This is a genomic window from Streptomyces harbinensis, assembly GCF_900116145.1.
In the GTDB taxonomy this organism is placed as follows: Bacteria; Actinomycetota; Actinomycetes; order Streptomycetales; family Streptomycetaceae; genus Streptomyces; species Streptomyces carpaticus.
This window is the reverse complement of record NZ_FPAB01000015.1, coordinates 15193-38023: the sequence shown is the minus strand read 5'-3', so window position 1 is coordinate 38023 and position 22831 is coordinate 15193. Positions and strand designations below refer to the sequence as shown.

The window sequence follows — 22831 nt, the reverse complement described above, 5'->3', positions numbered from 1 at the left end:
CACCGGGCCCGCTGAGTCACCGGACCCCCGTGCGCCCCGCCGTTCCCCCCGGACGGCGGGGCGCACGCCGCTGGGCGGCGCTCCTCAGCGGCTGAGCCGCTGGTACCGGCGCACCGCCAGCGGCGCGAACACCGCCACCAGGACGAGTGGCCAGGCGATCGCCAGCGCCACCGCGTTCTCCGCCGGCCAGCTGGTGCTCCCGCCCGCCAGTCCCGGGTTGCCGAACAGCTCCCGCATCGCCGCCACCGTCGCCGACAGCGGGTTCCACTCCGAGATGGTGCCGAGCCACCCGGGCATCAGCTCCGGGGCCACGAACACATTCGAGACCGCCGTCAGCGGGAAGGCCAGCGGGAAGATGATGGTGCCGACGGTGTCCGGGTTGGGCACCAGCAGCCCCACGTAGATCCCGATCCAGGTCATCGCCATCCGCAGCGCCAGCAGCAGCGCCACCGCCAGCAGGGCGTAGCCGGCGCCCCGGTGCCAGGTCCAGCCCACCAGCAGTCCGCAGACCAGCAGGACGGTCATCTCCAGCAGCGCGCGGAACAGATCCGCCACGCTGCGCCCGGTCAGCAGCGCCGAGCGGGCGATCGGCAGCGAACGGAACCGGTCCACCACCCCGCGCTGCGCGTCGTGCGCCACCGAGGTCGCGGTGGCCCCCATCCCGTACAGCATGGTCATCGCGAACACGCCGGGCAGCAGGAACTCGCGGTAGTTGCCGCCGTCCGGCACCTGCATGCCGCTGCCGAAGACGTAGCCGAAGACCAGCACGAAGGTGATCGGCAGCATGAAGTAGATGCCGATCTCCTCGGGCGAGCGCACCACGTGCGCCATGTTGCGGCCGGTCATCACCCAGCTGTCGGCCGCCGCCAGTCGCAGCTTCCTCATGCCGCCACCTCCGTCTTCCCCGTCCGGTCCGCCGTGAGCCGCAGGAACGCCTCGTCGAGCGTGGGCCGCCGGGTGCCGATGTCCTCCACGGTCAGCCCGGCGGCGTGCAGCGCCCGGACGACCTCGGTCAGCGCCGCCACCCGGTCGGTGACCGGCGCGCCCACCCGCCGGGTGTCCGGGTCGGTGACGGCGGCGGTACCGGTGATCCGTTCCAGCAGTCCGGCCACCGCCACCAGGTCGGCGGCGCGCCGGGTGACGATCTCGATCCGGTCGCCGCCGATGCGCGCCTTGAGTTCGTCGGCGGTGCCCTCGGCGATGACCCGGCCGGCGTCGACGACGGATATCCGGTCGGCCAGCTGGTCGGCCTCCTCCAGATACTGCGTGGTGAGCAGCACGGTGGTGCCCGCGGCGAGCAGGTCGCGTACCGCGTCCCACACCTCGTTGCGGCTGCGCGGGTCGAGTCCGGTGGTGGGCTCGTCCAGGAACAGCACCCGGGGGGTGCGGATGATGCTGGCCGCCAGGTCGAGGCGGCGGCGCATCCCGCCCGAGTACTGTCCGGCCGACTTGCCGGCCGCCTCGGTGAGGCCGAACCGCTCCAGCAGTGCGTCGGCGCGCCGCCCGGCCGCCCGCTTGGACATCCGGTGCAGCCGCCCGAACAGCACCAGGTTCTGCCGCCCGCTCAGGGTCTCGTCCACGGCGGCGTACTGGCCGGTGAGCCCGATGGCGCCGCGCACCCGGTGCGGCTCGCGCGCCACGTCGTAGCCGCAGACGGTGGCGCGTCCGGCGTCGTACCGCAGCAGGGTGGCCAGCGACCGCACGGCGGTGGTCTTGCCGGCGCCGTTCGGGCCGAGCACCCCGTGCAGGGTGCCGGCCGCGACGGTGAGGTCGAATCCGTCGAGGGCGTAGGTGTCGCCGTACCGCTTGCGCAGCCCCTCCGCCACGATCGCGTGTTCCGCCATGGGTGGTGCCTTCCTGTCCCCGAAAGTGTGTATGTCATACACTACTGTCTACACGATACACAGTTCTAGGATGGCGTCAAACGACGAGCGGTGACCGAAGGGAGTGAGGGAGCGGCATGGCGCGGCGCGACCTGGAGCGGACGGCCGATCTGCTGTGGCGGCGGCAGCGGCCCGGCAGCAGGGGGCCGCGCGGCTCACTGACGGTCGATCAGATCGTCGGTACGGCGGTGGAGCTGGCCGACGCCGAAGGCATGGCCGGTGTGACGATGGGCAAGGTCGCCAAACGGCTCGGGGTGACCACCATGTCGCTCTACCGGTACATCCCCGGCAAGGACGATCTCGTCGATCTGATGATGGACATGGCGACGGGGCAGCCCGACACCACGGAGTGGCCCGCCCCCTGGCGCCCCCGGATCCGCGCCTTCTCCCGCGCCCAGTACGAGACCCTGATCGGCCGCCCCTGGCTGCTGGAGATCCCCATCGGCACCCCGCCGATGGGCCCCAACAACATCACCTGGCTGGAAGCGGGCCTGGCCGCGATGGAGGGCACTCCGCTCACCCCGGAGGACCGGATGGGCGTGGTCAGCGTCGTCTCCGGCTACGCCCTCACCGAGGCCCGGCAGACCCAGGTGATCCGCCGCGCCGAGCCCGCCACCGGCGTCAGCTACGGCGATTGGGGCTCCGTCTACCACAAGGTGCTGGCCCGGGTGGTCGCCGAGGGCGAGTATCCGGCGCTCAGCCGCATCGTGGCCGAGGGGGTGTTCGAGGACGACCGGAGCACGCCGGAGGAGGAGTTCGCCTACGGCCTCGACTTCCTCCTCGACGGCGTCGAGGCCCTGATGGAGAAGCGCCGGGCACAGCCGTGAGCGGCTCCGCGCCCGGCGCGGAGCCGCTCACCCGGGGCCGGCCGGCCCGTTACGGCAGATTGCGCGCCATCACCACGCGCTGGATCTGGTTGGTGCCCTCGTAGATCTGGGTGATCTTGGCGTCCCGCATCATCCGCTCCACCGGGTAGTCCCGGGTGTAGCCGTAGCCGCCGAGCAACTGCACCGCGTCCGTGGTGATCTCCATCGCCGCGTCCGACGCGTAGCACTTGGCCGCCGCCCCGAAGAACGTCAGGTCCGCGTCACCGCGCTCGGAACGCGCCGCCGCCGCGTACGTCAGCTGGCGGGCCGCCTCCAGCTTCATCGCCATGTCGGCCAGCATGAACTGGACGCCCTGGAAGTCACCCACCGGACGCCCGAACTGCTTGCGCTCGGCGACATACCCCTTGGCGTAGTCCAGCGCCCCCTGCGCGATGCCCAGCGCCTGCGCCGCGATCGTGATCCGGGTGTGGTCCAGGGTGCGCATCGCGGTCGCGAAGCCGGTGCCCTCCTCGCCGATCAGCCGGTCGCCGGGGATGCGGACGTTGTCCAGGTACACCTCGCGGGTCGGCGACCCCTTGATGCCCAGCTTCTTCTCCGGGGCGCCGAACGACACGCCCTCGTCGCCCTTCTCCACCACGAACGCCGAGATCCCGCCCCGGGTGCGCTTGTCCGGATCGGTGACCGCCATCACCGTGTAGTACTCCGAGACCCCGGCGTTGGTGATCCAGCGCTTCACCCCGTTGAGGACCCAGCCGTCCCCGTCCCGGACCGCCCGGGTCTTCATGCCGCCCGCGTCCGAGCCCGCGTCCGGCTCCGACAGCGCGTAGGAGAACATCGCCTCGCCCCGCGCCAGCGGCGCCAGGTAGCGGGCCTTCAGCTCTTCCGAGCCGGAGAGCAGCACCGGCATCGAGCCCAGCTTGTTCACCGCCGGGATGAGCGAGGAAGAGGCGCACACCCGCGCCACCTCCTCGATGACGATCACCGTCGCCAGCGCGTCCGCCCCGCCGCCGCCGTAGCTCTCGGGGACGTGCACGGCGTGCAGGTCGCTGGCCACCAGGGCGTCCAGCGCCTCCTGCGGGAACCGGCCCTGCTCGTCCACCTCCGCCGCGTGCGGCGCGATCTTCGCCTCGGCGAGGGCGCGGACGGACTCCCGGAGCAGCTCGTGCTCCTCGGCCGGCCGGTAGAGATCGAAGTCCGCTGCTCCTGCCACCGCTCTCACTCCTGTGTGACGCGCCAGATGCTAATGACTGTTAAGTAACTTCAGCCTAGATCCTGGAGACCTCCCCCCGCCAGACGGGGACTATGCTCGCTTCATGCCCTCGCTCAAGATCACCGTCATCGGCACCGGCTATCTCGGCGCGACGCATGCCGCCGCCATGGCCGAACTGGGCTTCGAGGTGCTGGGCCTCGACATCGCCGAGGAGAAGATCGACCTGCTCAGAGCGGGTCGCGCCCCGATGTACGAGCCCGGTCTCGAAGATCTGCTGCGCCGTCACGTGGCCGGTATCGAGGGCTCCACCGGGCGGCTGCGCTTCACCACCTCCTACCCGGAGGCCGCCGAGTTCGGCGACGTCCACTTCATCTGCGTCACCACCCCGCAGAAGGCGGGCGAGTACGCCTGCGACATGAGCTACGTGGACGCCGCCGTCGCCTCGCTCGCCCCCCATCTGTCCCGGCCCGCGCTGGTCGTCGGCAAATCCACCGTCCCGGTCGGCTCCGCCGCCCGGCTCGGCCAGGTCATCGCCGGACTCGCCCCGGCAGGCCCCGACGTCGAACTCGCCTGGAACCCGGAGTTCCTGCGCGAGGGCTTCGCCGTGCAGGACACCCTCCGCCCCGACCGGATCGTCGCCGGCGTCACCAGCGAGCGCGCCGAGAGCCTGCTGCGCGAGGTGTACGCGACCCCCATCGCCGAGGGCTCGCCGTTCCTGGCCACCGACCTGCCGACGGCCGAACTCGTCAAGACCGCCGCCAACGCCTTCCTCTCCACCAAGATCTCCTTCATCAACGCGATGGCCGAGATCTGCGAGGCCGCCGACGGCGACGTGGTGCGGCTGGCCGAGGCACTGGGCTACGACGACCGGATCGGCCACAAGTTCCTGCGGGCCGGCATCGGCTTCGGCGGCGGCTGCCTGCCCAAGGACATCCGCGCCTTCATGGCCCGCGCGGGCGAACTCGGCGTGGACCAGGCGCTCACCTTCCTGCGCGAGGTCGACTCCATCAACATGCGGCGCCGCGCCCACATGATCGAGCTGACCCGGGAAGCGCTCGGCGGCTCCGTGCTCGGCCGCCGGATCGCCATCCTCGGCGCCACCTTCAAGCCCGACTCCGACGACGTGCGCGACTCCCCGGCGCTCAATGTCGCCGGCCAGCTGCACCTCCAGGGCGCCCAGGTCACCGTCTACGACCCCAAGGGCACCGAGAACGCCCGCGCCGTCTTCCCCACCCTGCGCTACGCCGACACGGCGCTGGCGGCGGCGGTCGGCGCGGACGCCGTCCTGCATCTGACGGAGTGGCGGGAGTTCGGCGAGCTGGACCCGGCCGCGCTGGGCGAGGTGGTCACCGAGCGCCGCATCCTGGACGGCCGCAACACCCTGGACCCGGCGGTGTGGCGCAAGGCCGGCTGGACGTACCGCGCGATGGGCCGCCCCACCGCGTAACCCGCGCACCCGTACGGACGACACCGCCCCGCCGCGGGGAACGCGGCGGGGCGGGTGTGCGTGCGCGGCGGCGCGACCGGGACGGGGCGAGGCGGGACGTCAGTCCCGCACCCCGACCGTCACCTTCTCGTCGTTGATGATCTGGCTCATCAGCAACTCGGTCTGCTCCATGTCCCACAGCACCGCCGACCCCTTGTCGGTGGCGTAGCCGGGGTTGGCGACCGGGATGTTCATCTGGTGCGCGCCGCGCATCGCCAGGAACATCTGCCCCAGCCCCCACAGGCTCAGATCCTGGTCCACGATCAGCGCGTCCGTGGTGGCGCTCAGCGTCGGGTACAGCCGGAACGGGTTGAGCACCGTGGCCGGCGAGCCCGCCTGGCTGGAGATGGCGCCCAGGAACTTCTGCTGGTTCTTGGTGCGGCCCAGATCGCCCTCGGCCTCCTGGTACCGCTGCCGGTTGAACGCCAGCGACTCCGAGCCGTTCAGCGTGTGGCAGCCCTCGGCGAAGTCGGCGCCGCTCTTCTCGTCCTTGATCGCCTGGTCGAAGCACATCTCGACACCGCCCAGGGCGTCCACCACATTGGCGAACCCGCCGAAACCGATCTCCACGTAGTGGTCGATGCGCACGCCGGTGTTGTACTCCACCGTGCGCACGAGCAGCTCCGGGCCCTCGATGGCGAACGCGGCGTTCAGCTTCTGCTGCTGCGCCGGGATGCGGTTGCCGGAGACCGAGCCGGTGAACTCCGGGATCGTCACCCACGAGTCACGGGGCAGCGAGACCATCGTGGAGCCGTTGTCGCCGACGTGCAGGAGGATCATGGTGTCGGTGCGCTTGCCCTCGGCCGAGCCGGTCGACAGGTCCTGCTTCTGCTCGTCGGACAGCCCCTCGCGGCTGTCCGAGCCCACGATCAGATAGTTGGTGCCCTTGCCGCTCTCCGGCCGGTCCTCCACGGAGGCCAGGTCCACCTCGCGGTTGAGGTTGCTGTTCGCCCAGAAGTACGTGCCGGTCGCGATCACCACCAGCGCCAGTACCAGTGCGAGGACCGAATAGCCTATCCGCCGCCCCCAGCGCTTGGGCGGGCGCGGACCGTCGTCCCCGTCGTACGGCCCCCGGCCGGGCGGCGGCGGCCCGGGGCGGTGCGGCGGCGGGGCCTGGCCGGAGCCCCGGTAGATCTGCCCCTCGTTGTACCCGTCCCGGTACGCGTCGTGTCCGCCGCCTCTCGGCTGCGGCGGCCCCTGGGGTGCCCCGGACGCCGGCCGGCGCACATGCGGCATCACCCGCGCGCCCTCGGGGCTCGCGCTGCCGCTGCCCCGCCCGTACCGGTCACCGCGCGGCTGATCGTCGTCCGTCCATCCCTGGGGCCAGTCGCTCATAACACAGCAGTGTCCCCCGGGGCCGTGATCGTTGGGGAGTGGTGCCGGTCACTTGTGGCAGAGCTGATGCACAAGGATTCCCCGTCTTACGCTGGTCTTATGACAGATCCCGTCATTTCCCGCCCGGAGAACGATCTTCCCGGCAAGCCCACCGCCGCGTCGCGCACCACCCTGTCGCACATCATGACGCAGAACGACACCAACCTCATGGGAACGGTGCACGGCGGCGTCATCATGAAGCTCGTCGACGACGCCGCGGGCGCCGTCGCCGGCCGGCACTCGGGCGGTCCCGCCGTCACCGCCTCGATGGACGAGATGGTCTTTCTGGAGCCCGTCAAGGTCGGCGACTTGGTGCATGTCCATGCCCAGTGCAACTGGACCGGGCGCTCCTCCATGGAGATCGGCGTCAAGGTGATGGCCGAGCGCTGGAACGAATCCACCCCCGCCACCCGCGTCGGCACCGCCTACCTCGTCTTCGCCGCCGTCGACGACAACGGCAAGCCCCGCCCCGTACCCCCGGTCCTGCCGCAGAACGACGAGGACCGCCGCCGGCACCAGGAGGCGCGCATCCGCCGCAGCCACCGGCTGGCCAGGCGCCGCGCCATCAAGGAGTCACGCGGCCTCGGCTGACCCGTGTGACCTTTCCCACGGTCCTCCCTGGGGCCTTCCGCCGGCCCCGCCGCCTCACAGCCTGGCGATCCGCGCATGCCGCTGGCGCGGAGCACGCCGGGCCGGGGCGATCCCCGACAGCAGGATCAGCCGCGCCGCCCGGTACCGCTGCCCCGCGTACGGCTCCAGCAGCTCCAGCATCCGCGCGTCGTCCGAGCCCCGGACCCCGGTGAGCGCGTAGCCGATCAGGCCCGGCAGATGCAGATCCCCGACCGTCACCGCGTCCGCGGCGCCGTTGCTGCGCTGGAGCGTCTCGGCCGCCGTCCACGGCCCGATGCCGTCCACCGCGCACAGCCGCGCGATCGCCGCCGGCAGCTCCATCGCCGCCGCCTCCTCCATCCGCCGCGCCACCCGCGCCGCGCGCACGATCGCCGCCGACCGCTTGCCGTCCACCCCCGCCCGGTGCCACTCCCACGACGGGACGCGCACCAGCGCGCGCGCCCCCGGCGGTACGTACAGCTCCGGCGCCCCCGGGGCCGGCTCGCCGAACCGGCGCACCAGCAGCCGCCACGAACGGTGCGCGTCCTCCGTGGTCACCCGCTGCTCCAGCACGCACGGCACCAGCGTCTCCAGGACCTGCCCGGTGCGCACCAGCCGCAGCCCCCGGTGCCGGCGCCACGCCTCGGCCACCACCCGGTGCCGGGGTACGAACGCCGACGGATCGTCCGCGCCGCCCAGCAGCTCCGGCAGCCGTTCCAGTACCCACCCGGCGCCCGGCCCCCAGCACACGGCGCGCACCGTACCGTCCGCGCCCTGCCGCAGCCGCAGCGTGGCCGGCCCGTCCGGAGTGCGCGTCGCCCGCCACAGCGAGCCGTCCGCGTCCGCGCGGAACGCCGGATCGTACGGCCCGCGCCGCAGCACTCCCAGGCTGCGGCGCAGGTCGTACGGCTGGTCCCCGGGCGGGGTCCAGTGCTCTTCGAGGGGGCGCTCCGTCATGGCCCGGCCAGGCTAGCCGGTGACCGGGCCCATGCCGCTCAGCGCCCCTGGAGCTTCGCCGCGGTGGAGCGCACGGTGGGCAGCTGGGCGTACAGCTTCTCGCCCGGGCACTCGGTGGCGAAGCCGTCCCGGTGGCCGGAGACGTTGTCCATCTTCACCGTGACGCCCTTCGCGTACAGCCCGCCGCCCATCGAGGTCCGGTTGCGCGAGCCCTTGGGGTTGAGGTTGTACAGGCCGAGCTTCCACGCGGTCAGCTGGGCGACCGCGTCCACCGCCTGGGCGGGCGGCGCGGTGTCGCCGTAGCTGCCGAGCAGGGCCACGCCCATGCTGTTGTGGTTGAAACCGGCGGTGTGCGCGCCCTGCACCGGCTTGTCCACGCCGCCGGCCCGGCCCTCGTAGATGGTGCCGCACTTGTCGACGAAGAAGTTGTAGCCGACGTCCCGCCAGCCCTGGGACACCACGTGGTAGCGGTAGATGCCCCGGATGAGGGCGGGCGCCTCGGAGCAGGCGTAGTTGTTGCCGCCCGCCGTGTGGTGCACGAACACCGTCTTCACCATGTCGGTGTAGGCGAACGCGCTCTCGCGCAGGCTCTCGTCGGCGCCCCAGCCGGCCCGGGTGGTGATGGGCGGGCGCGGCCCCGGGTAGGACGAGGAGGCGGCGGCGGACTGCGAGCCGATGTCCGCGGCCTGCGCGTCGCCGCCGGTGGCCGGGGCGGCGGACCCGGTGGACCCGGCGCGCGCCACCTCGATCCCGACCCCGGTGTCCGGGTCGATCAGCTCCAGGCTCAGCCCCTCGGGCAGCCCGTCCGCCGGCACCTCGCCGCTCTCCGGCCACACCCGCACCTGGACGCCGTCCGAGGCCCCCACCCACAGCGGGGCGGTGCCACCGCGCACCTCGCCGCCGTCCGCCTCCGCCGAACCGGCGTCGGGGGCGTGGTCGGTGTGGGTGTCCAGCGGCTGCCACCCCGACCAGGTACCGGACTCCGCGTCCCGGGTCCGCACCTCGACTCCGCCGTGCAACTCCGCGTCCGGATCGGTCCAGACGACGCCGAGGAGCGAGAACGGGTCGGTCTCCCGGGCCGGCAGCCCCACCTCCCCGCCCCCGGAGGAGCGGACGGAGGTGGCGAGCGGTGCGAGCGCCAGCGACTGAACACCGGTCACCTCCGCCGGTGCGGTGGCCGTTCGGGGGACGGGCGCGGCGACGGCCCCGCCGGTGCCCAGCGGCACGACGAGCGGGACGGCGAGGGCGGCGGCGCAGGTGACTCCGACGGTGGAAGCAATGAATGCACGCATGACAATGATCGTGGACATAGTGGTTCAAATCTGTCCATTTGTAAGCTGACGCTCCGTAAGCAAGAAGCCGCGCCGCCCGGTGCCCCGGGGCGCTGTGCCCACAACCCGCCCGGCGTACTGTGGCGGTGATGAACTCTTCCGAACACACCCCCGCCGACCTGCTGCGTTCCGCCCTGGCCGGCGACCCCGGCCGCCCCCTGGTGACGTACTACGACGACACCACCGGTGAGCGCGTGGAACTCTCCGCGACGACCCTCGCCAATTGGGTGGCGAAGACCGGCAACCTCCTCCAGGACGAACTCGGCGCCGAACGCGGCAGCCGGCTCGCCCTGCTGCTCCCCGCCCACTGGCAGACCGCCGTGTGGGTGCTGGCCTGCGCCGCCACCGGCGTCGTCACCGACATCGGCGGCGACCCGGCCGAGGCCGAGATCGTGGTCACCGGCCCCGGCACGCTGGAGGAGGCGCGCGCCTGCCTCGGCGAGCGCATCGCCCTCGGCCTGCGCCCGCTCGGCGCCCGGTTCCCGCAGGGGCCGCCGGCCGGCTTCACCGACTACGCGGTGGCGGTGCCGGGACAGGGCGACGCCTTCACCGCCTACGACCCGCCGGAGCCGGCCGACCCGGCGCTGACGATCGGCGGCCGGACGTTCAGCGGCGCGGCCCTGCTGGAGCGGGCCCGCGCGGACGCCGCCGGGCTCGGTCTTTCCGCCGGCGACCGGCTGCTGTCCCTGCGCGGCTGGGACACCTGGGACGGCCTGTCCGCCGGCCTCTTCGCGCCGCTGGCCGCCGGGGCGTCGGTGGTGCTGTGCCCGAACGCGGCACAGGGGCCCGGCCGGCTGGACGAGGCGGCGCTCGCCGCCCGCCGGACGAGCGAGGGCGTCACCCACTTCGCCGACTGACGGTGGCCGCCCGGTCGGCGGCACCGCAGGATCGGCTGCATGAGGCTGCCCCGACAGGCCACCCGCCCCCGGCCGTACGAGGAAGACACCCCCGCCGTCCGTCCGCAGCCGTCCACCGCCCGCTGGGCGCGGCGGCTCGCGGTGACGGTGGCGGCCGTCGTCCTGGCGGTCGCCGGCACCGGGTACGCGGTGCACCACGGCTTGATCTACGCGTCCTCGCCGCCGACGAAGGCACCGAAAAACGGAACTATCTGAACAAGAGATCCCACCGTCCCGGGTGGAATACGTCACCGCGGTGCGGGGGCCCGGAACCGTGCGACTAGTGTGTGCCGTCTGACTTCGCAGTCGGCTCACGGAGGGCGCACGGTTACGTGGACGCGCAGGGACGTGGAGGCGCGGGCGACATCGATCCCGCGGACCAGTGGGTGTTGAACCCGGAGACCGGTAACTACGAACTGAGACTGCCCGGTGACAGCACCGACGGGCCCGCCGGACCGCGCACCGGCGCGCGCTCCCCGGCGCCCGACGGCACAACTACCCCACGCCGCACTCCGCCACACCAGCGTCGCGCCCCGTCCTCGCCTCGGGAGAACACCAGCCGGGGCACCGGCGGCGGCACCGGCGCCGGGGAGCGGACGGCCGGGCGGGCGGCGGAGCGCACGGGAGAGCGGACCGTACCGGCCCAGCGCGGCTCGCGCCGGGCCGCCGCGTCCGACACCGCCGCGACGGCCGCCGCGTCCGGCGGCAGCCGGGCGGACCGGCGCAAGGCCCAGGCCAAGAAGAAAAGCAAGGGCAAGAAAGCCCTGATGTGGATAGGCGGGGGCCTGGCGCTGCTGCTCGTCGTGGGCTGCGCCACCGCCCTGTACGCCTACAACCGCCTCAACAACAACATCGACAAGGTCGATGTGGTGGGCCGGGACAACCCGTTCCAGAAGGGCGAGCCGGTCAATGTGCTGTTCATCGGCACCGACAAGCGCACCGGCGCCGGGAACGAGGACTACGGCAACAGCGGCGACGAGGGCCGCGCCGACACCGTCATACTCCTGCACTTCTCCAAGGACCGCACCCACGCCACCGGGCTGAGCATCCCCCGGGACCTCATCACCGACATCCCGGAGTGCGAGGTCAAGCAGGACGGGCGGACGGTCACCATCCCCGGCACCGCGCAGACCCGCTTCAACTACAGCCTCGGCGTGGACGGCCGCGACCCGGGCTGTGTGTGGCGCACGGTCGAGGAGATCACCGGCGTCGAGATCAACCACTTCATGATGGCCGACTTCAACGCCGTCAAGGACCTGTCCACGGCGGTCGGCGGCGTCGAGGTCTGCCTCGCCAAGGACATCAGCGACGACAAGTCGCACTTCCACATGGAGGCCGGCACCCACCGCCTCCAGGGCGAGGACGCGCTGGCGTTCGTCCGCACCCGGTACGGCGTCGGGCAGAGCAGCGACCTGAGCCGGATCAAGCTCCAGCAGCAGTTCCTCGGCTCGCTCGCCCGCGAGATGGTCGGCACCCTCAGCGAGCCCACCAAGCTGTGGGGCCTGGCCGACACCGCCACCAAGGCGCTGACCGTGGACACCGGTATCGGCACCATCCAGAAGCTCAACGACATCGCCCAGGAACTGGGCAAGGTCCCGGTCAAGGACATCAGCTTCGTCACCCTCCCGGTCGTGGACAACCCGGACGAGCCCGAGGACGCCAAGGCCACCGTCGTCCTCGACGACGCCAAGGCCCAGCCGCTGTTCCGGATGCTCCAGGAGGACCTGTCGCTCACCGACTCCGGTGACGACAAGAAGGACGAGGGCCAGGACGAGGAGAAGGTCGAGCCGGCTCCGGCCGGTGAGGTCCGGGTGGACGTCTACAACGGCGGCCAGGTCATCGGCGCCGCGCAGGACACCGTCAACTGGCTCCAGAACACCCACGGCGTGCTGCTGTCGACCAACGCCTCCAACGCCGACGCGCAGGAGACCACCACCCTGGAGTACGGCCCCGACCAGGCCGGCCAGGCCGCGACCCTCGCCGACCTGATGGGCCTGCCGAAGAAGGCGCTCAAGGAGGGCTCGGCGGACGCGGGGGACACCCCGATGGTGCTGACCCTCGGCGACGACTTCCGGGGCGTGGGCATCCCGATCGAGGTCAAGGCCGAGAAGCCGGCCGACGTGGACACCATCACCGCCGACGACGAGAGCATCTGTGCCTCCTGAACCCGAACCCGAGTCCGCGGCCGGTCCCGACGCCGCCGCGGACGCAGCACGGCCGGCCGACGAGGAACCGGGCGAGATACCCGCTCCCGCCGCCGGCCCCGACCCGGGGACGGACGGCGACGCCGACGGCGGGGATGCGGGTACGGACGCCGCCGCTGTCGCCGACCCGGCCCCCGACACCACCGCCACTGCGACCACCACCACCGCCGCCACGGAACCGGAGGCCGCGCCCCCCGCCCCCCGCCCGCGCCGCCGCCGCTGGGTGCGGGTGCTGCGCTGGACGGCGGGCGGCCTGGCCGTCGCCCTCCTGGGCACGGCGGGCGCCGGCTACCTCTACATCCGGCACCTCAACAGCAACCTCACCAAGGAGGAGCTGAACCTGGGCAGCAAGCCGCCGCTGCCCCGCTCCACCCCGGACGCGGAGGGCCGTACCCCGCTCAACATCCTGCTGCTCGGCTCGGACAGCCGCGGCTCCGAGGCCAACGCCGCACTGGGCGGCGCCCGCGACAACGCCGACCGCCCGGGCCTGGCCGACACCCAGATGCTCATCCACGTCTCGGCCGACCGCGAGCACATCTCGGCGCTGAGCATCCCGCGTGACACCCGCGTCACCATCCCCGAGTGCACCGACCCCAAGGACGGCACCGTCTACCCGGAGACCGAGCGCACCATCAACACCTCCATCCAGCACGGCGGTCCCGGCTGCACCGTGGCCACCTGGGAGGAGCTGACGGGCATTCCGATCGACCACTTCATGATGGTGGAGTTCGCCGGGGCGGTCTCCCTGGCCGACGCGGTGGGCGGCGTCCCGGTGTGCGTGACGGACAACGTGTACGACAAGGACTCCAAGCTGCGGCTGGAGGCCGGCGTCACCGAGGTCAAGGGCGAGCAGGCGCTCCAGTGGCTGCGCACCCGGCACGGCTTCGAGGACGGCAGCGACATCGGCCGGACCAAGGCGCAGCAGATGTACTTCACGGCGATGGCGGCCCAGTTGCAGGAGGGCACCAAGCTGACGGACCCGGTGCAGCTGATGGATCTGGCCGAGGCCGCCACCGACGCGCTCACCGTGGACCCGGGGCTCGGCAGCGTGAACCGGCTGTACGACCTGGGGGAGGACGTACGGGACGTACCGAGCGACGCCATGACCATGGTCACCATGCCGTGGCTGCCCGATCCGCTGCGGCCCCAGGCCCATGTCATCCCGGACACCGAGCGCGCCGAGCGGATCTTCTCCGCGATCCGCAACGACGTGGCGCTCGACGACCCGGAGGGTCTGCGGGAGGCGGAGGAGGCGGAGGCCGCCCGCGCGGCGGCCGAGGCGCCCGACCCGGCGCCGGCCGAGGAGATCGCGGTGGCGGTGCGCAACGGCACCGGTACGGCCGTGATCGGCCCGGTCACCGGCCGGGCCGCCGAGGTCGCGGGCGCGCTGTACGGGCTGGGCTTCACCGCCGCGTACGCGGACGACACCCGCGCCACCCAGGACGTCACGACGCTCGGCTACCCGGAGGGCGATCCGCAGCAGCTGGCGGACGCGCGGGCGGTGGCGCAGGCGCTCGGCCTGCCGGACAGCGCGCTGCGCGGAATGGCCGGCATCACCGTGCCGGTGCTGACGATCGGAGCGGACTGGCGCGAGGGCACCGCGTACCCGGAGCCCGACCAGCCGGAGGCGCCGCAGGACACGGACGCCCCGGATGCCCCGGCTGACGGGGAGTCCGAGGCGTCCGAGGAGTCCGGGGCGTCCGGTGACGACGCCCCCGAGGACATCCTGCGGGAGGACGAGGCGGTGACCGGCAAGGATCAGGACGCCTGCATGACGGTCAACCCGCGCTACATCTGGTGACGGTCGGCCGCCGCCGGCCGCGCCACGCTGCTGGCCCGCACCCGGCGGGCCAGCTTGCGCGGGCTGGTGAGGAAGCCCCAGCCCCACGACATGTGCATGGTGGCCAGCGCGACCGGGATGCGCACCCGTACCCCGGCCGAGGTGCCCTTGCCGGCGGGCAGTGAGCCGAAGGTGATGGCCGCCAGGTAACCGGCCGGGACGACGAAGCCCCACGGGGTCAGTACGGCGCCGGTCACCAGGCCCGCGGCGATGGCGACGAGCGCGGTGGGCGGCGCGAGGTAGCGGGGGTTGATGGACCCGGCGTGGTAGCGGGCCACCACGTGCCGCCAGCGTCCGTAGTGCAGATACTGCTTGGCGAGCGCCCGCACCGAGGGGCGGGGCCGGTAGGAGACCAGCAGCTCGGGGGAGAACCAGATCAGCCCGCCGTCCTGCCGGATGCGGAAGTTCAGCTCCCAGTCCTGGGCGCGGATGAACTCCTCGTTGTAGCCGCCCTGCGCCTCCAGCACCTCGCGCCGGAAGACCCCCAGATAGACGGTCTCGGCCTCGCCGGCCGTGCCGCCGGTGTGGAAGGCGGCGTTGCCGACGCCGATCTTCGAGGTCATGGCGCAGGCGACGGCCCGCTCCCAGTCGTTCTCGCCCTCGGCGTGCATGATGCCGCCGACGTTGGCGGCGCCGGTCTCCTCCAGGAGGCGGACGGCGGTGGCGATGTAGCCGGGCGAGAGCATCCCGTGGCCGTCGACGCGTACCACGACGGGGTGCCGGGAGGCCTTGATGGCGGCGTTGAGCCCGGCGGGGGTGCGGCCGGTGGGGTTCGGCACGGTCCGCACCCGCGGGTCCTCGGCGGTGAGCTCGGCGGCGATCCGGTCGGTGTCGTCGCTGCTCGGGCCGAGGGCGATGACGACCTCCAGGTCACCGGCGTACTCCTGGCCCAGGATGTGCTGGACGGAGTTGCGCAGATGCCGTTCCTCGTTGAGGACCGGCATGATGACGGACACGGCGGGGGGCGGAGTGCTGGTCACCCGGCTCACGTTACCGCGAACGGGGGACACCCGAGCGCGCCGCCCCGGTATGTAGATCATCTGGAAATACCTTTGGCGACCATGTCTGTGAGGTTCCGGATCGCCGTCGTACTCTCCGCCCTGCTGCTGGCCACCAGCGGAGTGGGACACGTCGTGGTCAGCAAGGTGGAGCACGGCGTCGAACGCGTCGACCCCTTCGCCGGCCTCCGCGACCGCCCCGACGGCGACCCGGGACTGAACCTGCTGGTCGTCGGCACCGACACCCGCGACGGCCTCACCGAGGAGGAACGCCGCGCCCACCACCTCGGCGGCGAGGGCTGCCACTGCGCGGACACCATCATGCTCGTCCACCTCTCCGCCGCCGGCGACCACGCCTCGATCGTCAGCCTCCCCCGCGACACCCTCACCACCGACCCCGAACCGGCCAAGCTCAACGCCGCGCTCTCCCGGGGCGGCCCCGAAGCCATGGTGAGCACCGTCGAACACCTCACCGACCTGCGCGTCGACCACTACCTGGAGGTGAACTTCGTCAGCTTCATGCGCGCGGTGGACGCCGTCGGCGGCGTCGAGGTCTGCACCCCCCGCCCGCTGCGGGACGAGAAGTCCGGCCTCGACCTCCCCGCCGGCACCTCCACCCTGACCGGCGGCGAAGCCCTCCAGTACGCCCGCGCCCGCTCCGTCGACGCCACCGCCGACTTCGGCCGCATGCAGCGCCAGCAACGCCTCCTGACCGCACTCGCCGCCAAGGCCCTCGCCACCCCCGCCGCCCTCCCGGCGGCGGCCGACGCCCTGCTGACCTCCGTCCGCGCGGACCGCGGCTTCGGCGCCGAGGAGATGCTGCGGCTGGCCGAGGTCCTGACCCGGATGACGGCGGCGGACATCACCTACGCCTCGGTCCCGGTCGCCGACCGCGACCACACCCACCCCGAGGCCGGCTCCACGGTCCTGTGGGACGAACGGGGCGCGGCGGCCCTCTTCACCGCCCTCAAGGAGGACCGCCCCCTCACCCCGCAGAAACGCCCCACGACGGCCACGGCGGCTCAGCCGGACGGCGCGGACTCCTCACTCTGCGCCTGAAACCGCCGCCCGGCCGGAGTGGACCGCAACCAGACGGTCACCCACGAGCCGTCCCCGAACCCCAGCTCCACCCGCCGCCCCCGCAACCGCCGCAGCACACACCGCTGGGACAGCTCGCGCACCCCCGGCTCGTACTCCTCCACCCGGACGCCCACGCCGCCCGCCCCCGGCTCCAGCACCAGCCGGTCCCGCCCCCAGCGCACCTCCACCAGAAACCGCCCGGCCTCGCTCTTCCAGCCCCCGCTCCACACCTGCCCGCGCACCGGGCGCCACAGCAGCTTCGCCAGCCGCACGAGCCCGCGCCACACCCACTCGACGATGAACTCCGCGAGATCGAAGAAGGCGAGGAACCACCCGATCAGGAGCCCGGCCTCCCGTTTCCGCAACGGCTTCCGGGGCGGCAGCACACGCGCGGGCGGACGCGGTACGAGCCCGTCCACATGACACCGGAACTCCCGCTCCCCGATCACCGCGCCTGCCCACCGATGAGCCGCACCAGGGACCAGACACCGGTCGCCGGGTTGACCTCGTACTCCCGCCCGGCCGGCGCGAGAGCGCGCGCCCGGTCCACCGCCTCCTCCCAGGTGGGCGCGAAATCACGGAGGAAGTTGATCCGGGCCTTGTCGTAGCCCGGCACGTGCTTGCCGAGGAGACCGGCGAGCTGCCGGTAGCCCGTGCTGTGGGCGGTGTGCGGGGTGTGGTGCAGCAACAGCCACAGTTCGAAGCACGGATTGGAGACGGCCAGTTCGATACCCAGCCGGTGGGCACTGCGCACTGCCCGGTGGATGTCCGGGTAGTCGTCGACATCGAAGACGCACCAGACCCGGTCGAAGTCTTCGGAAGCGCTGTCCCGGAAGTCCGCGGCGTAGGCCACCAACTGGGAGGGCGAGCACGGCTTGTTCCTGATCTTCACGGTGACGGCCGGGTTCGCGACATGGTTCACCAGAGCGCGCAGATAGTCCCGCTCGGTGGCGTCGGAGTCGCAGAACACCAGAATCCGTTCCCTGGGCTGCCTGCCACGGCTCGTCCTGCGCAGATCCGATTCGAACCGCGGCCCCCGCCGAGGGCTACCGCCGGGCCTCCTCGCCATCCACCCTCCCCCTGGCGGCGATCGCCGCCTCGAACCGCTCGTCGCTCAGAAACGGAATGGCACCATAGCTGCCCCCGAGATAGCGGCGCTCCCGGTTCTCGTCCTGGCGGGGCTTGAAGTCCGACAGAGGGAAGAGCGTCGACTCGCCGTACTCGTTCTTCTCGACGAACCAGATCTGGTCCCGTTTCAGGATCTCCTCCCCGCCACTACGGCCGAGCAGGCTGGCGTCGTGGGTGGTGAGGACGAGCTGCGCACCGCGTGGATTGGTCTGCGGTTCCTGGAACAGCTTGATGAGGTGAGCCGTCAGGCTCGGGTGGAGACTGGAGTCCACCTCGTCGATGACCAGCAGGCCGCCGCTGTCCAGGGCATCGAGCACCGGCCCCGAATAGGAGAGCAGCATCCGGGTGCCCTCCGACTGCTCCCGGAGACTCAGACGGACGGTACCGCTGCGGCCTCGCTGAGCGACCCACACCGTTTTCCAAGGGTCTACCAACGTCACGGAGGGACGTTGACCGGAGGAGCCGCTGTCCACGCGCAGCGCCCAGGTCATTCGATCGTAAGCACTGCCGCCTGATGGCGGACGGGTGTATTCCTCGGTGACGCCCGCGTCCTCGATGCCGAGATCCGCTGCTCGCAGCAGCGACACCACGGCGGCAGACCGTTCGGGGTCGGCCAGCAGCTCGGCCCCCGCCGGAGAGGTGCTCCAGAGCGGTCGCTGACGGGTCCTGATATTCACCGCCTGTGAGAACCACTGGTACACCGGCAGCACCGACTCCTGCCGGGACCGGGCGGCGACGGAGAGGAACAGGGCGTTCGGCTCGGTGATGCGTTCGACCAGACGCAGTTCCTTCTCCGGTACCGCGTCCCCGAAGGTCGTCTCCGACTCCGAGCGCTGGAAGATCTTGCGCCGGCGTCCGTGCGGATAGCTGTAGAGCCACTCGTCCAGCACCTGCTCGCTGTCGATGCTGAAGCCGTAGGTGTGGCGCACGCCCTCCAACTGCAGATCCACCACGTACCAGGAGGCGGACTCACCGCCTTCGGGGGCCAGCGCGAAGGGCGCCCGCTCGATACCGCCGCCGGGTTCAGCCTCCCGGTGGGACTGGGTGACCATGCGCTTCATGAACCGCAGCGCGTCCACCACGTTCGACTTGCCGGCCGCGTTCGCACCGAAGACCGCCGCCACGGGAACGGCTTCCCAGGCGGTTCCCTCCGGGCGATCCGCCTCGTACACGGGGGTGAGGTTCAGCTGCTGTTCCTCCCAGAGCGAGCGATGGTTCCCCACTCTGAAGCTCAGCAGCATCCCGATCCCTCCTTACGCGGATTACAGAGCCTTCTCTGTGAGTAAACTGCACGATCCCCGGCCGGGCAACGCCTGGCCAGGGATCCGGCCTCACCGGGTGACGACGAAGTCGTCCGCCTCCCTCGGGGGGCGGGGTTTCGCCGGGGTGGCCGGGTGGCCGATGGCCACCGTGCCCATGGGGGACCAGTCGGCGGGGAGGTCGAGGGCCGCCCGGGTGGTGTCGCGGCAGAACATCGTCGAGGAGATCCATGCCGAGCCCAGGCCCTCGGCCGTCAGGGCGACCAGCAGGTTCTGGACCGCGGCGCCCATCGCGACGGTGAACATCTCCGCCTCGGCGCCCGAGCGGCGCGGGTCCGGGTAGGGGTGGGCCCACTCGGTGGTGGTCAGGCAGGGGACCACCAGGTACGGCGCGTTGCGCAGGACGTCGCCGCGGCGGAGGCGTTTGGTGATGGACTCCTCCGTCTTGCCGTCCGCCCGCAGGTCGGTGATCCACTGCTCGCGCATCGCGTCCAGCAGCTTCCGGCGGCTCTCCGGGGTCTCCAGCAGGACGAAGCGCCACGGCGTCGAGTGGTGCGGGGCCGGGGCGGTGATCGCCGCCGCCACCGCGCGGCGGACCGCCGCCGGGTCCACCGGTTCGGTGGTGAACTCCCGCACCGTGCGGCGCTGGGTGACGGCCTCCCGGATGGCCTCGGAGGTGCCGAGGCGGAACATGTCGAGCGACGGGTCGCGGAGCAGGGCCCGGGCGGTCTGCGGGGTGTCGGGGTCGGTGCGGTGGGCGAGGCCGCGGAGCACGGCCACCGGCAGGCCGGCGGTCTTGCCCTTGACCAGGTCGCCGGCGGCGGCGAGTTCGTCGGCGAGGGCGGTGATCGTCATGCCCAGCGGGTTGCCGTGGGTGTCGGTGCCGCCGCGCAGGTCGTCCAGGACCGCGACGCCCGAGGCGCCGATCGCCACATCGGTGACGCCCTCGCGCCACGGCCGGCCGAAGGTGTCGGTGATGACGACGCCGACGTCGACGGACAGCAGTTCGCGCAGCTCGCGGCGGAGCCGGGCCGCCGAGGCGTCCGGGTCCTCGGGGAGCAGCAGGACGGTGCCCTTGGGCGTGTTGGAGGCGTCCACACCGGCCGCCGCCATGACGAAGCCGTGCCGGGACTCCACGATGCGGGTCGTGCCGCGCCGGGCGATGACGCGGACGGTCTCGGCGTCGATCGCCGCTTCCCGGTCGTCGGCCTCCAGGATCCGGCCCTCGGCCTTGCTGACGATCTTGGAGGTGACGACGAGGATGTCGCCGTCCGCGAGGGCGGGGACGCCGCCGGTGCCGGCGGCGCCGGCGATCAGCGCGGCGAGGGAGTCGCCGGGCCGTACCTCCGGGATGCCGGGCAGGGGCCACAGGTGGATGCTCATGCCGCCGTCAACTCCCTCGCCAGGGTGAGTGCTTCGGCCGCCATGGCGGTCGTCGCCGCCGCGTCGGTCATCAGCAGCGGGACGGCGCGGCAGCGGATGCCGGCGGCCTCCACCGCCGCGACGGCGGCGGTGTCGGCGGTGTCGACCAGCCAGCCGTCGAGCAGTCCGGAGCCGTAGTGCCGGGCGACGGCGGCGGCGGTGGCCTCGACGCCGATGGCGGCCAGGACCTTGTCGGCCATGCCGCGCACCGGCGCGTCGCCGATGATCGGGGACAGGCCCACGACGGGGACGCCGGCGTCCGCGATGGCCTCCCGGACGCCGGGCACGGCGAGGATGGTGCCGATGGAGACCACCGGGTTGGACGGCGGGAAGACGATGGCGTCGGCGGCGGCGATGGCCTCCAGGACGCCGGGGGCCGGGGTGGACTGTTCGGCGCCGACGGGGACGACAGCGTGCGCGGGGACGGCGGCCCGCAGCCGTACCCAGTACTCCTGGAAGTGGATGGCTTTGCGGCTGCCGTCCTCGGCGTCGGTCAGGACGTGCGTCTCGACCCGGTCGTCGGTCATCGGCAGCAGGGTGACGCCCGGCTGCCAGCGCCGGCAGAGCGCCTCGGTGACGGCGCTGAGCGGGTAGCCGGCGGCCAGCATCTGGGTCCGCACGATGTGGGTGGCGAAGTCCCGGTCGCCGAGGCCGAACCACTCGGGTCCGACCCCGTAGGCGGCCAGTTCCTCCTTGACGGCGAAGGTCTCCGCCGCCCGGCCCCAGCCCTGTTCCTCGTGGATGCCGCCGCCGAGGGTGTACATCACGGTGTCGAGGTCGGGGCAGACCTTGAGGCCGAACAGATGGATGTCGTCGCCGGTGTTGCCGATGACGGTGATGTCCGCGTCCGGCGCGGCCCCTTTGAGGCCGCGCAGGAAGCGGGCGCCGCCGATGCCGCCGGACAGAACCACGATGCGTCGCATGCGGCCAGTCTGTCAGCAGGCCACCTGCGGCTGCGTCCGGGCCCGTTGGGGGTGCATGGGCATGGCGGTCAGGCCGGGGAAGTAGATGTGCAGGCTGACGGCCGGTTCGAGGGAGTCGTTGACCATCTCGTGGACGAATCCCGGCGCGAAGACCCGCAGCGGGCCCGGTGTGATCCGGTGGCCCGGGCCGTCCCCGGTGCGCTCGGTCAGCGCCCCTTCCAGGACGGTGTACACGCCGCTGGACGCGCCGTGGTCGTGGCGTCCGCTGCCCTGGCCCGGTACCCAGCTCAGCAGCCAGACCTCGTAGCCGGGGCCGGTGCGCAGCCGGTGGTACCAGCGGGTGGTCTCGTCGTACCGCACCAGGGGGGCCCAACACTCACGATCACCCGCGAGAGCGGTGGCCATCCCGGCGAACTGCGCGACGGTGGATGGGTGCTCGGCGACGGGCTGGAGAAGATGCGGCACGGAGAAGGGATCTCCGGCGATCTCGTTGTCGTTGTTCATGAGTGAGGTGGTCTCAGAGCTTCCGGAAGGTGAGGTGGGAGCAAAGATGTGTGCGAGGCGATTGATTCGGAAGGGTGGCCCGGTTGTCAACTCGGTACCACTCCTTGGCGCATTCTTTCACCACATCCGGGCGCGCCCGCTGCGGAAAGGTTTATGCGCGGTGCGAAGCGGTCAGGAGCAGGCCACAGTCACGCATGTCACCCACAGGAGATGGTCAAGGGTTGTACCGCATCAGTAGCTGCTTTCATCCGAAATGAAGATCGGATAAAGCAAGTGTGAGGGCGGCGTGAGCATAGTTTGTGGCGATTTGAACACTTTCCGTATGGCTGTGGTGCCAGAGGGTGAATCATCGGGTGAATGGCAGATCGTGGCTTGACTGCCCCGGAGTGTCACACCTGTAATTTCACTCGTGTCGTTCGACATGCAATCGAGAGCCGAGCGACGGCATGCACGGGGAAGCAAAGAGGACGACGAGGGGCGCGCACATGACCGAGCTGTTCCACCAACTGCTGGTCAACGAAGCGGACGAAGAGATGGGCTGGCAGGAGCGCGCACTGTGCGCCCAGACCGACCCGGAGTCGTTCTTCCCCGAGAAGGGCGGCTCCACTCGCGAAGCCAAGAAAGTATGCCTGGCCTGCGAGGTGCGCTCCGAATGCCTGGAGTACGCACTCGCCAACGACGAACGTTTCGGCATCTGGGGCGGACTGTCCGAACGTGAGCGCCGCCGGCTGAAGAAAGCCGCCGTATAACCGCGGCCCGGCCGCCATCCCGCCCACACAAACGCTCAATTCCCGGCACCCGTCTCCCCGGTGGGCCCCGGACAGTCGTCCGGCACGCGGAGCGCCGTCACCCCCAGCCGCTAGGGTGGTGCGCTGTCCCCGACGCACTCGCCGCTGCCGC

At 72.0% G+C, this 22831-nt stretch carries 22 protein-coding genes; 9 read left to right on the top strand and 13 right to left on the bottom strand.

Annotation, left to right across the window (positions count from 1 at the left end; all coding sequences use genetic code 11):
* Positions 1-84 precede the first annotated feature (84 nt).
* Both BM385_RS25480 and BM385_RS25475 read right to left on the bottom strand, forming a co-directional pair.
* Entirely contained in the window at positions 85-885 is an 801-nt protein-coding gene (locus tag BM385_RS25480) for an ABC transporter permease (protein ID WP_019435358.1), read from the bottom strand.
* Complete coding sequence (locus tag BM385_RS25475) at positions 882-1844, bottom strand: daunorubicin resistance protein DrrA family ABC transporter ATP-binding protein (protein ID WP_019435359.1); 963 nt, start codon at positions 1842-1844, stop codon at positions 882-884. The genes BM385_RS25480 and BM385_RS25475 overlap by 4 nt, the downstream gene beginning before the upstream one ends.
* Positions 1845-1960: 116 nt before the next feature.
* Here BM385_RS25475 and BM385_RS25470 point away from each other — a divergent pair, with 116 nt between their 5' ends.
* On the top strand, positions 1961-2710 hold the full coding sequence (locus tag BM385_RS25470; protein ID WP_019435360.1) for a TetR/AcrR family transcriptional regulator: 750 nt from the start codon (positions 1961-1963) through the stop codon (positions 2708-2710).
* A gap of 49 nt (positions 2711-2759) precedes the next feature.
* Here the strand turns inward: BM385_RS25470 and BM385_RS25465 are convergent, their stop codons facing one another.
* On the bottom strand, positions 2760-3920 hold the full coding sequence (locus BM385_RS25465; RefSeq protein WP_019435361.1) for an acyl-CoA dehydrogenase family protein: 1161 nt from the start codon (positions 3918-3920) through the stop codon (positions 2760-2762).
* Positions 3921-4023: 103 nt separating this feature from the next.
* On the opposite strand from BM385_RS25465, the gene BM385_RS25460 reads away from it, so the two are divergent.
* Positions 4024-5367: a UDP-glucose dehydrogenase family protein gene (locus BM385_RS25460; protein ID WP_019435362.1), complete on the top strand. Its 1344-nt coding sequence runs from the start codon at positions 4024-4026 to the stop codon at positions 5365-5367.
* Positions 5368-5466: 99 nt separating this feature from the next.
* On the opposite strand, the gene BM385_RS25455 is transcribed toward BM385_RS25460, so the two are convergent.
* Entirely contained in the window at positions 5467-6741 is a 1275-nt protein-coding gene (locus BM385_RS25455; RefSeq protein WP_093844481.1) for an LCP family protein, read from the bottom strand.
* Between the two features lie 99 nt (positions 6742-6840).
* Between BM385_RS25455 and BM385_RS25450 the strand changes: the two genes are divergently transcribed.
* On the top strand, positions 6841-7371 hold the full coding sequence (locus tag BM385_RS25450; RefSeq protein ID WP_019435364.1) for an acyl-CoA thioesterase: 531 nt from the start codon (positions 6841-6843) through the stop codon (positions 7369-7371).
* 54 nt (positions 7372-7425) lie between these two features.
* Here BM385_RS25450 and BM385_RS25445 read toward each other — a convergent pair whose 3' ends face one another.
* Together BM385_RS25445 and BM385_RS25440 are read right to left on the bottom strand one after the other, a co-directional pair.
* Positions 7426-8346: a DNA-3-methyladenine glycosylase family protein gene (locus tag BM385_RS25445; protein ID WP_093844480.1), complete on the bottom strand. Its 921-nt coding sequence runs from the start codon at positions 8344-8346 to the stop codon at positions 7426-7428.
* 38 nt (positions 8347-8384) lie between these two features.
* Positions 8385-9638 (bottom strand): peptidoglycan recognition protein family protein, encoded by a 1254-nt coding sequence (locus BM385_RS25440; protein WP_026047711.1) that lies wholly within the window; start codon positions 9636-9638, stop codon positions 8385-8387.
* A 128-nt stretch (positions 9639-9766) separates the two neighbouring features.
* On the opposite strand from BM385_RS25440, the gene BM385_RS25435 reads away from it, so the two are divergent.
* The 4 genes from BM385_RS25435 to BM385_RS25420 all read left to right on the top strand — a co-directional run bounded on the left by BM385_RS25435 (position 9767) and on the right by BM385_RS25420 (position 14578).
* Positions 9767-10534, top strand: a complete 768-nt coding sequence (locus BM385_RS25435) for a TIGR03089 family protein (RefSeq protein WP_093844479.1) — start codon at positions 9767-9769, stop codon at positions 10532-10534.
* 39 nt (positions 10535-10573) lie between these two features.
* Positions 10574-10789 (top strand): hypothetical protein, encoded by a 216-nt coding sequence (locus BM385_RS25430; RefSeq protein ID WP_093844478.1) that lies wholly within the window; start codon positions 10574-10576, stop codon positions 10787-10789.
* A gap of 116 nt (positions 10790-10905) precedes the next feature.
* Positions 10906-12738 carry an LCP family protein gene (locus tag BM385_RS25425; protein ID WP_093844477.1) on the top strand — a complete coding sequence of 611 codons (1833 nt, stop codon included), beginning with the start codon at positions 10906-10908 and terminating at the stop codon, positions 12736-12738.
* The gene (locus tag BM385_RS25420) at positions 12728-14578 is read left to right on the top strand and encodes an LCP family protein (protein WP_139275235.1); all 1851 of its coding nucleotides are present in this window, start codon (positions 12728-12730) and stop codon (positions 14576-14578) included. Before BM385_RS25425 ends, BM385_RS25420 begins: the two co-directional genes overlap by 11 nt.
* Here BM385_RS25420 and BM385_RS25415 read toward each other — a convergent pair.
* On the bottom strand, positions 14566-15597 hold the full coding sequence (locus tag BM385_RS25415) for a glycosyltransferase family 2 protein (RefSeq protein WP_259453689.1): 1032 nt from the start codon (positions 15595-15597) through the stop codon (positions 14566-14568). The genes BM385_RS25420 and BM385_RS25415 overlap by 13 nt on opposite strands.
* 81 nt (positions 15598-15678) lie before the next feature.
* On the opposite strand from BM385_RS25415, the gene BM385_RS25410 reads away from it, so the two are divergent.
* Entirely contained in the window at positions 15679-16674 is a 996-nt protein-coding gene (locus BM385_RS25410; protein ID WP_175543106.1) for an LCP family protein, read from the top strand.
* Here the strand turns inward: BM385_RS25410 and BM385_RS25405 are convergent.
* From BM385_RS25405 to BM385_RS25380, 6 genes are all read right to left on the bottom strand, one after another.
* Positions 16638-17081: a hypothetical protein gene (locus BM385_RS25405; RefSeq protein ID WP_139275234.1), complete on the bottom strand. Its 444-nt coding sequence runs from the start codon at positions 17079-17081 to the stop codon at positions 16638-16640. The genes BM385_RS25410 and BM385_RS25405 overlap by 37 nt on opposite strands.
* Positions 17082-17140: 59 nt before the next feature.
* Positions 17141-17665: an RloB family protein gene (locus tag BM385_RS25400; RefSeq protein WP_019435374.1), complete on the bottom strand. Its 525-nt coding sequence runs from the start codon at positions 17663-17665 to the stop codon at positions 17141-17143.
* Between the two features lie 76 nt (positions 17666-17741).
* The gene (locus tag BM385_RS25395; protein WP_093844474.1) at positions 17742-19064 is read right to left on the bottom strand and encodes an AAA family ATPase; all 1323 of its coding nucleotides are present in this window, start codon (positions 19062-19064) and stop codon (positions 17742-17744) included.
* A gap of 90 nt (positions 19065-19154) precedes the next feature.
* The gene (locus tag BM385_RS25390) at positions 19155-20465 is read right to left on the bottom strand and encodes a coenzyme F420-0:L-glutamate ligase (RefSeq protein WP_019435376.1); all 1311 of its coding nucleotides are present in this window, start codon (positions 20463-20465) and stop codon (positions 19155-19157) included.
* On the bottom strand, positions 20462-21427 hold the full coding sequence (cofD, locus tag BM385_RS25385) for a 2-phospho-L-lactate transferase (RefSeq protein WP_019435377.1): 966 nt from the start codon (positions 21425-21427) through the stop codon (positions 20462-20464). The genes BM385_RS25390 and cofD overlap by 4 nt, the downstream gene beginning before the upstream one ends.
* Positions 21428-21439: 12 nt before the next feature.
* Complete coding sequence (locus tag BM385_RS25380) at positions 21440-21931, bottom strand: cysteine dioxygenase (RefSeq protein ID WP_019435378.1); 492 nt, start codon at positions 21929-21931, stop codon at positions 21440-21442.
* A gap of 485 nt (positions 21932-22416) precedes the next feature.
* On the opposite strand from BM385_RS25380, the gene BM385_RS25375 reads away from it, so the two are divergent.
* Entirely contained in the window at positions 22417-22680 is a 264-nt protein-coding gene (locus BM385_RS25375) for a WhiB family transcriptional regulator (RefSeq protein ID WP_019435379.1), read from the top strand.
* The last annotated feature ends 151 nt before the right edge of the window (positions 22681-22831 follow it).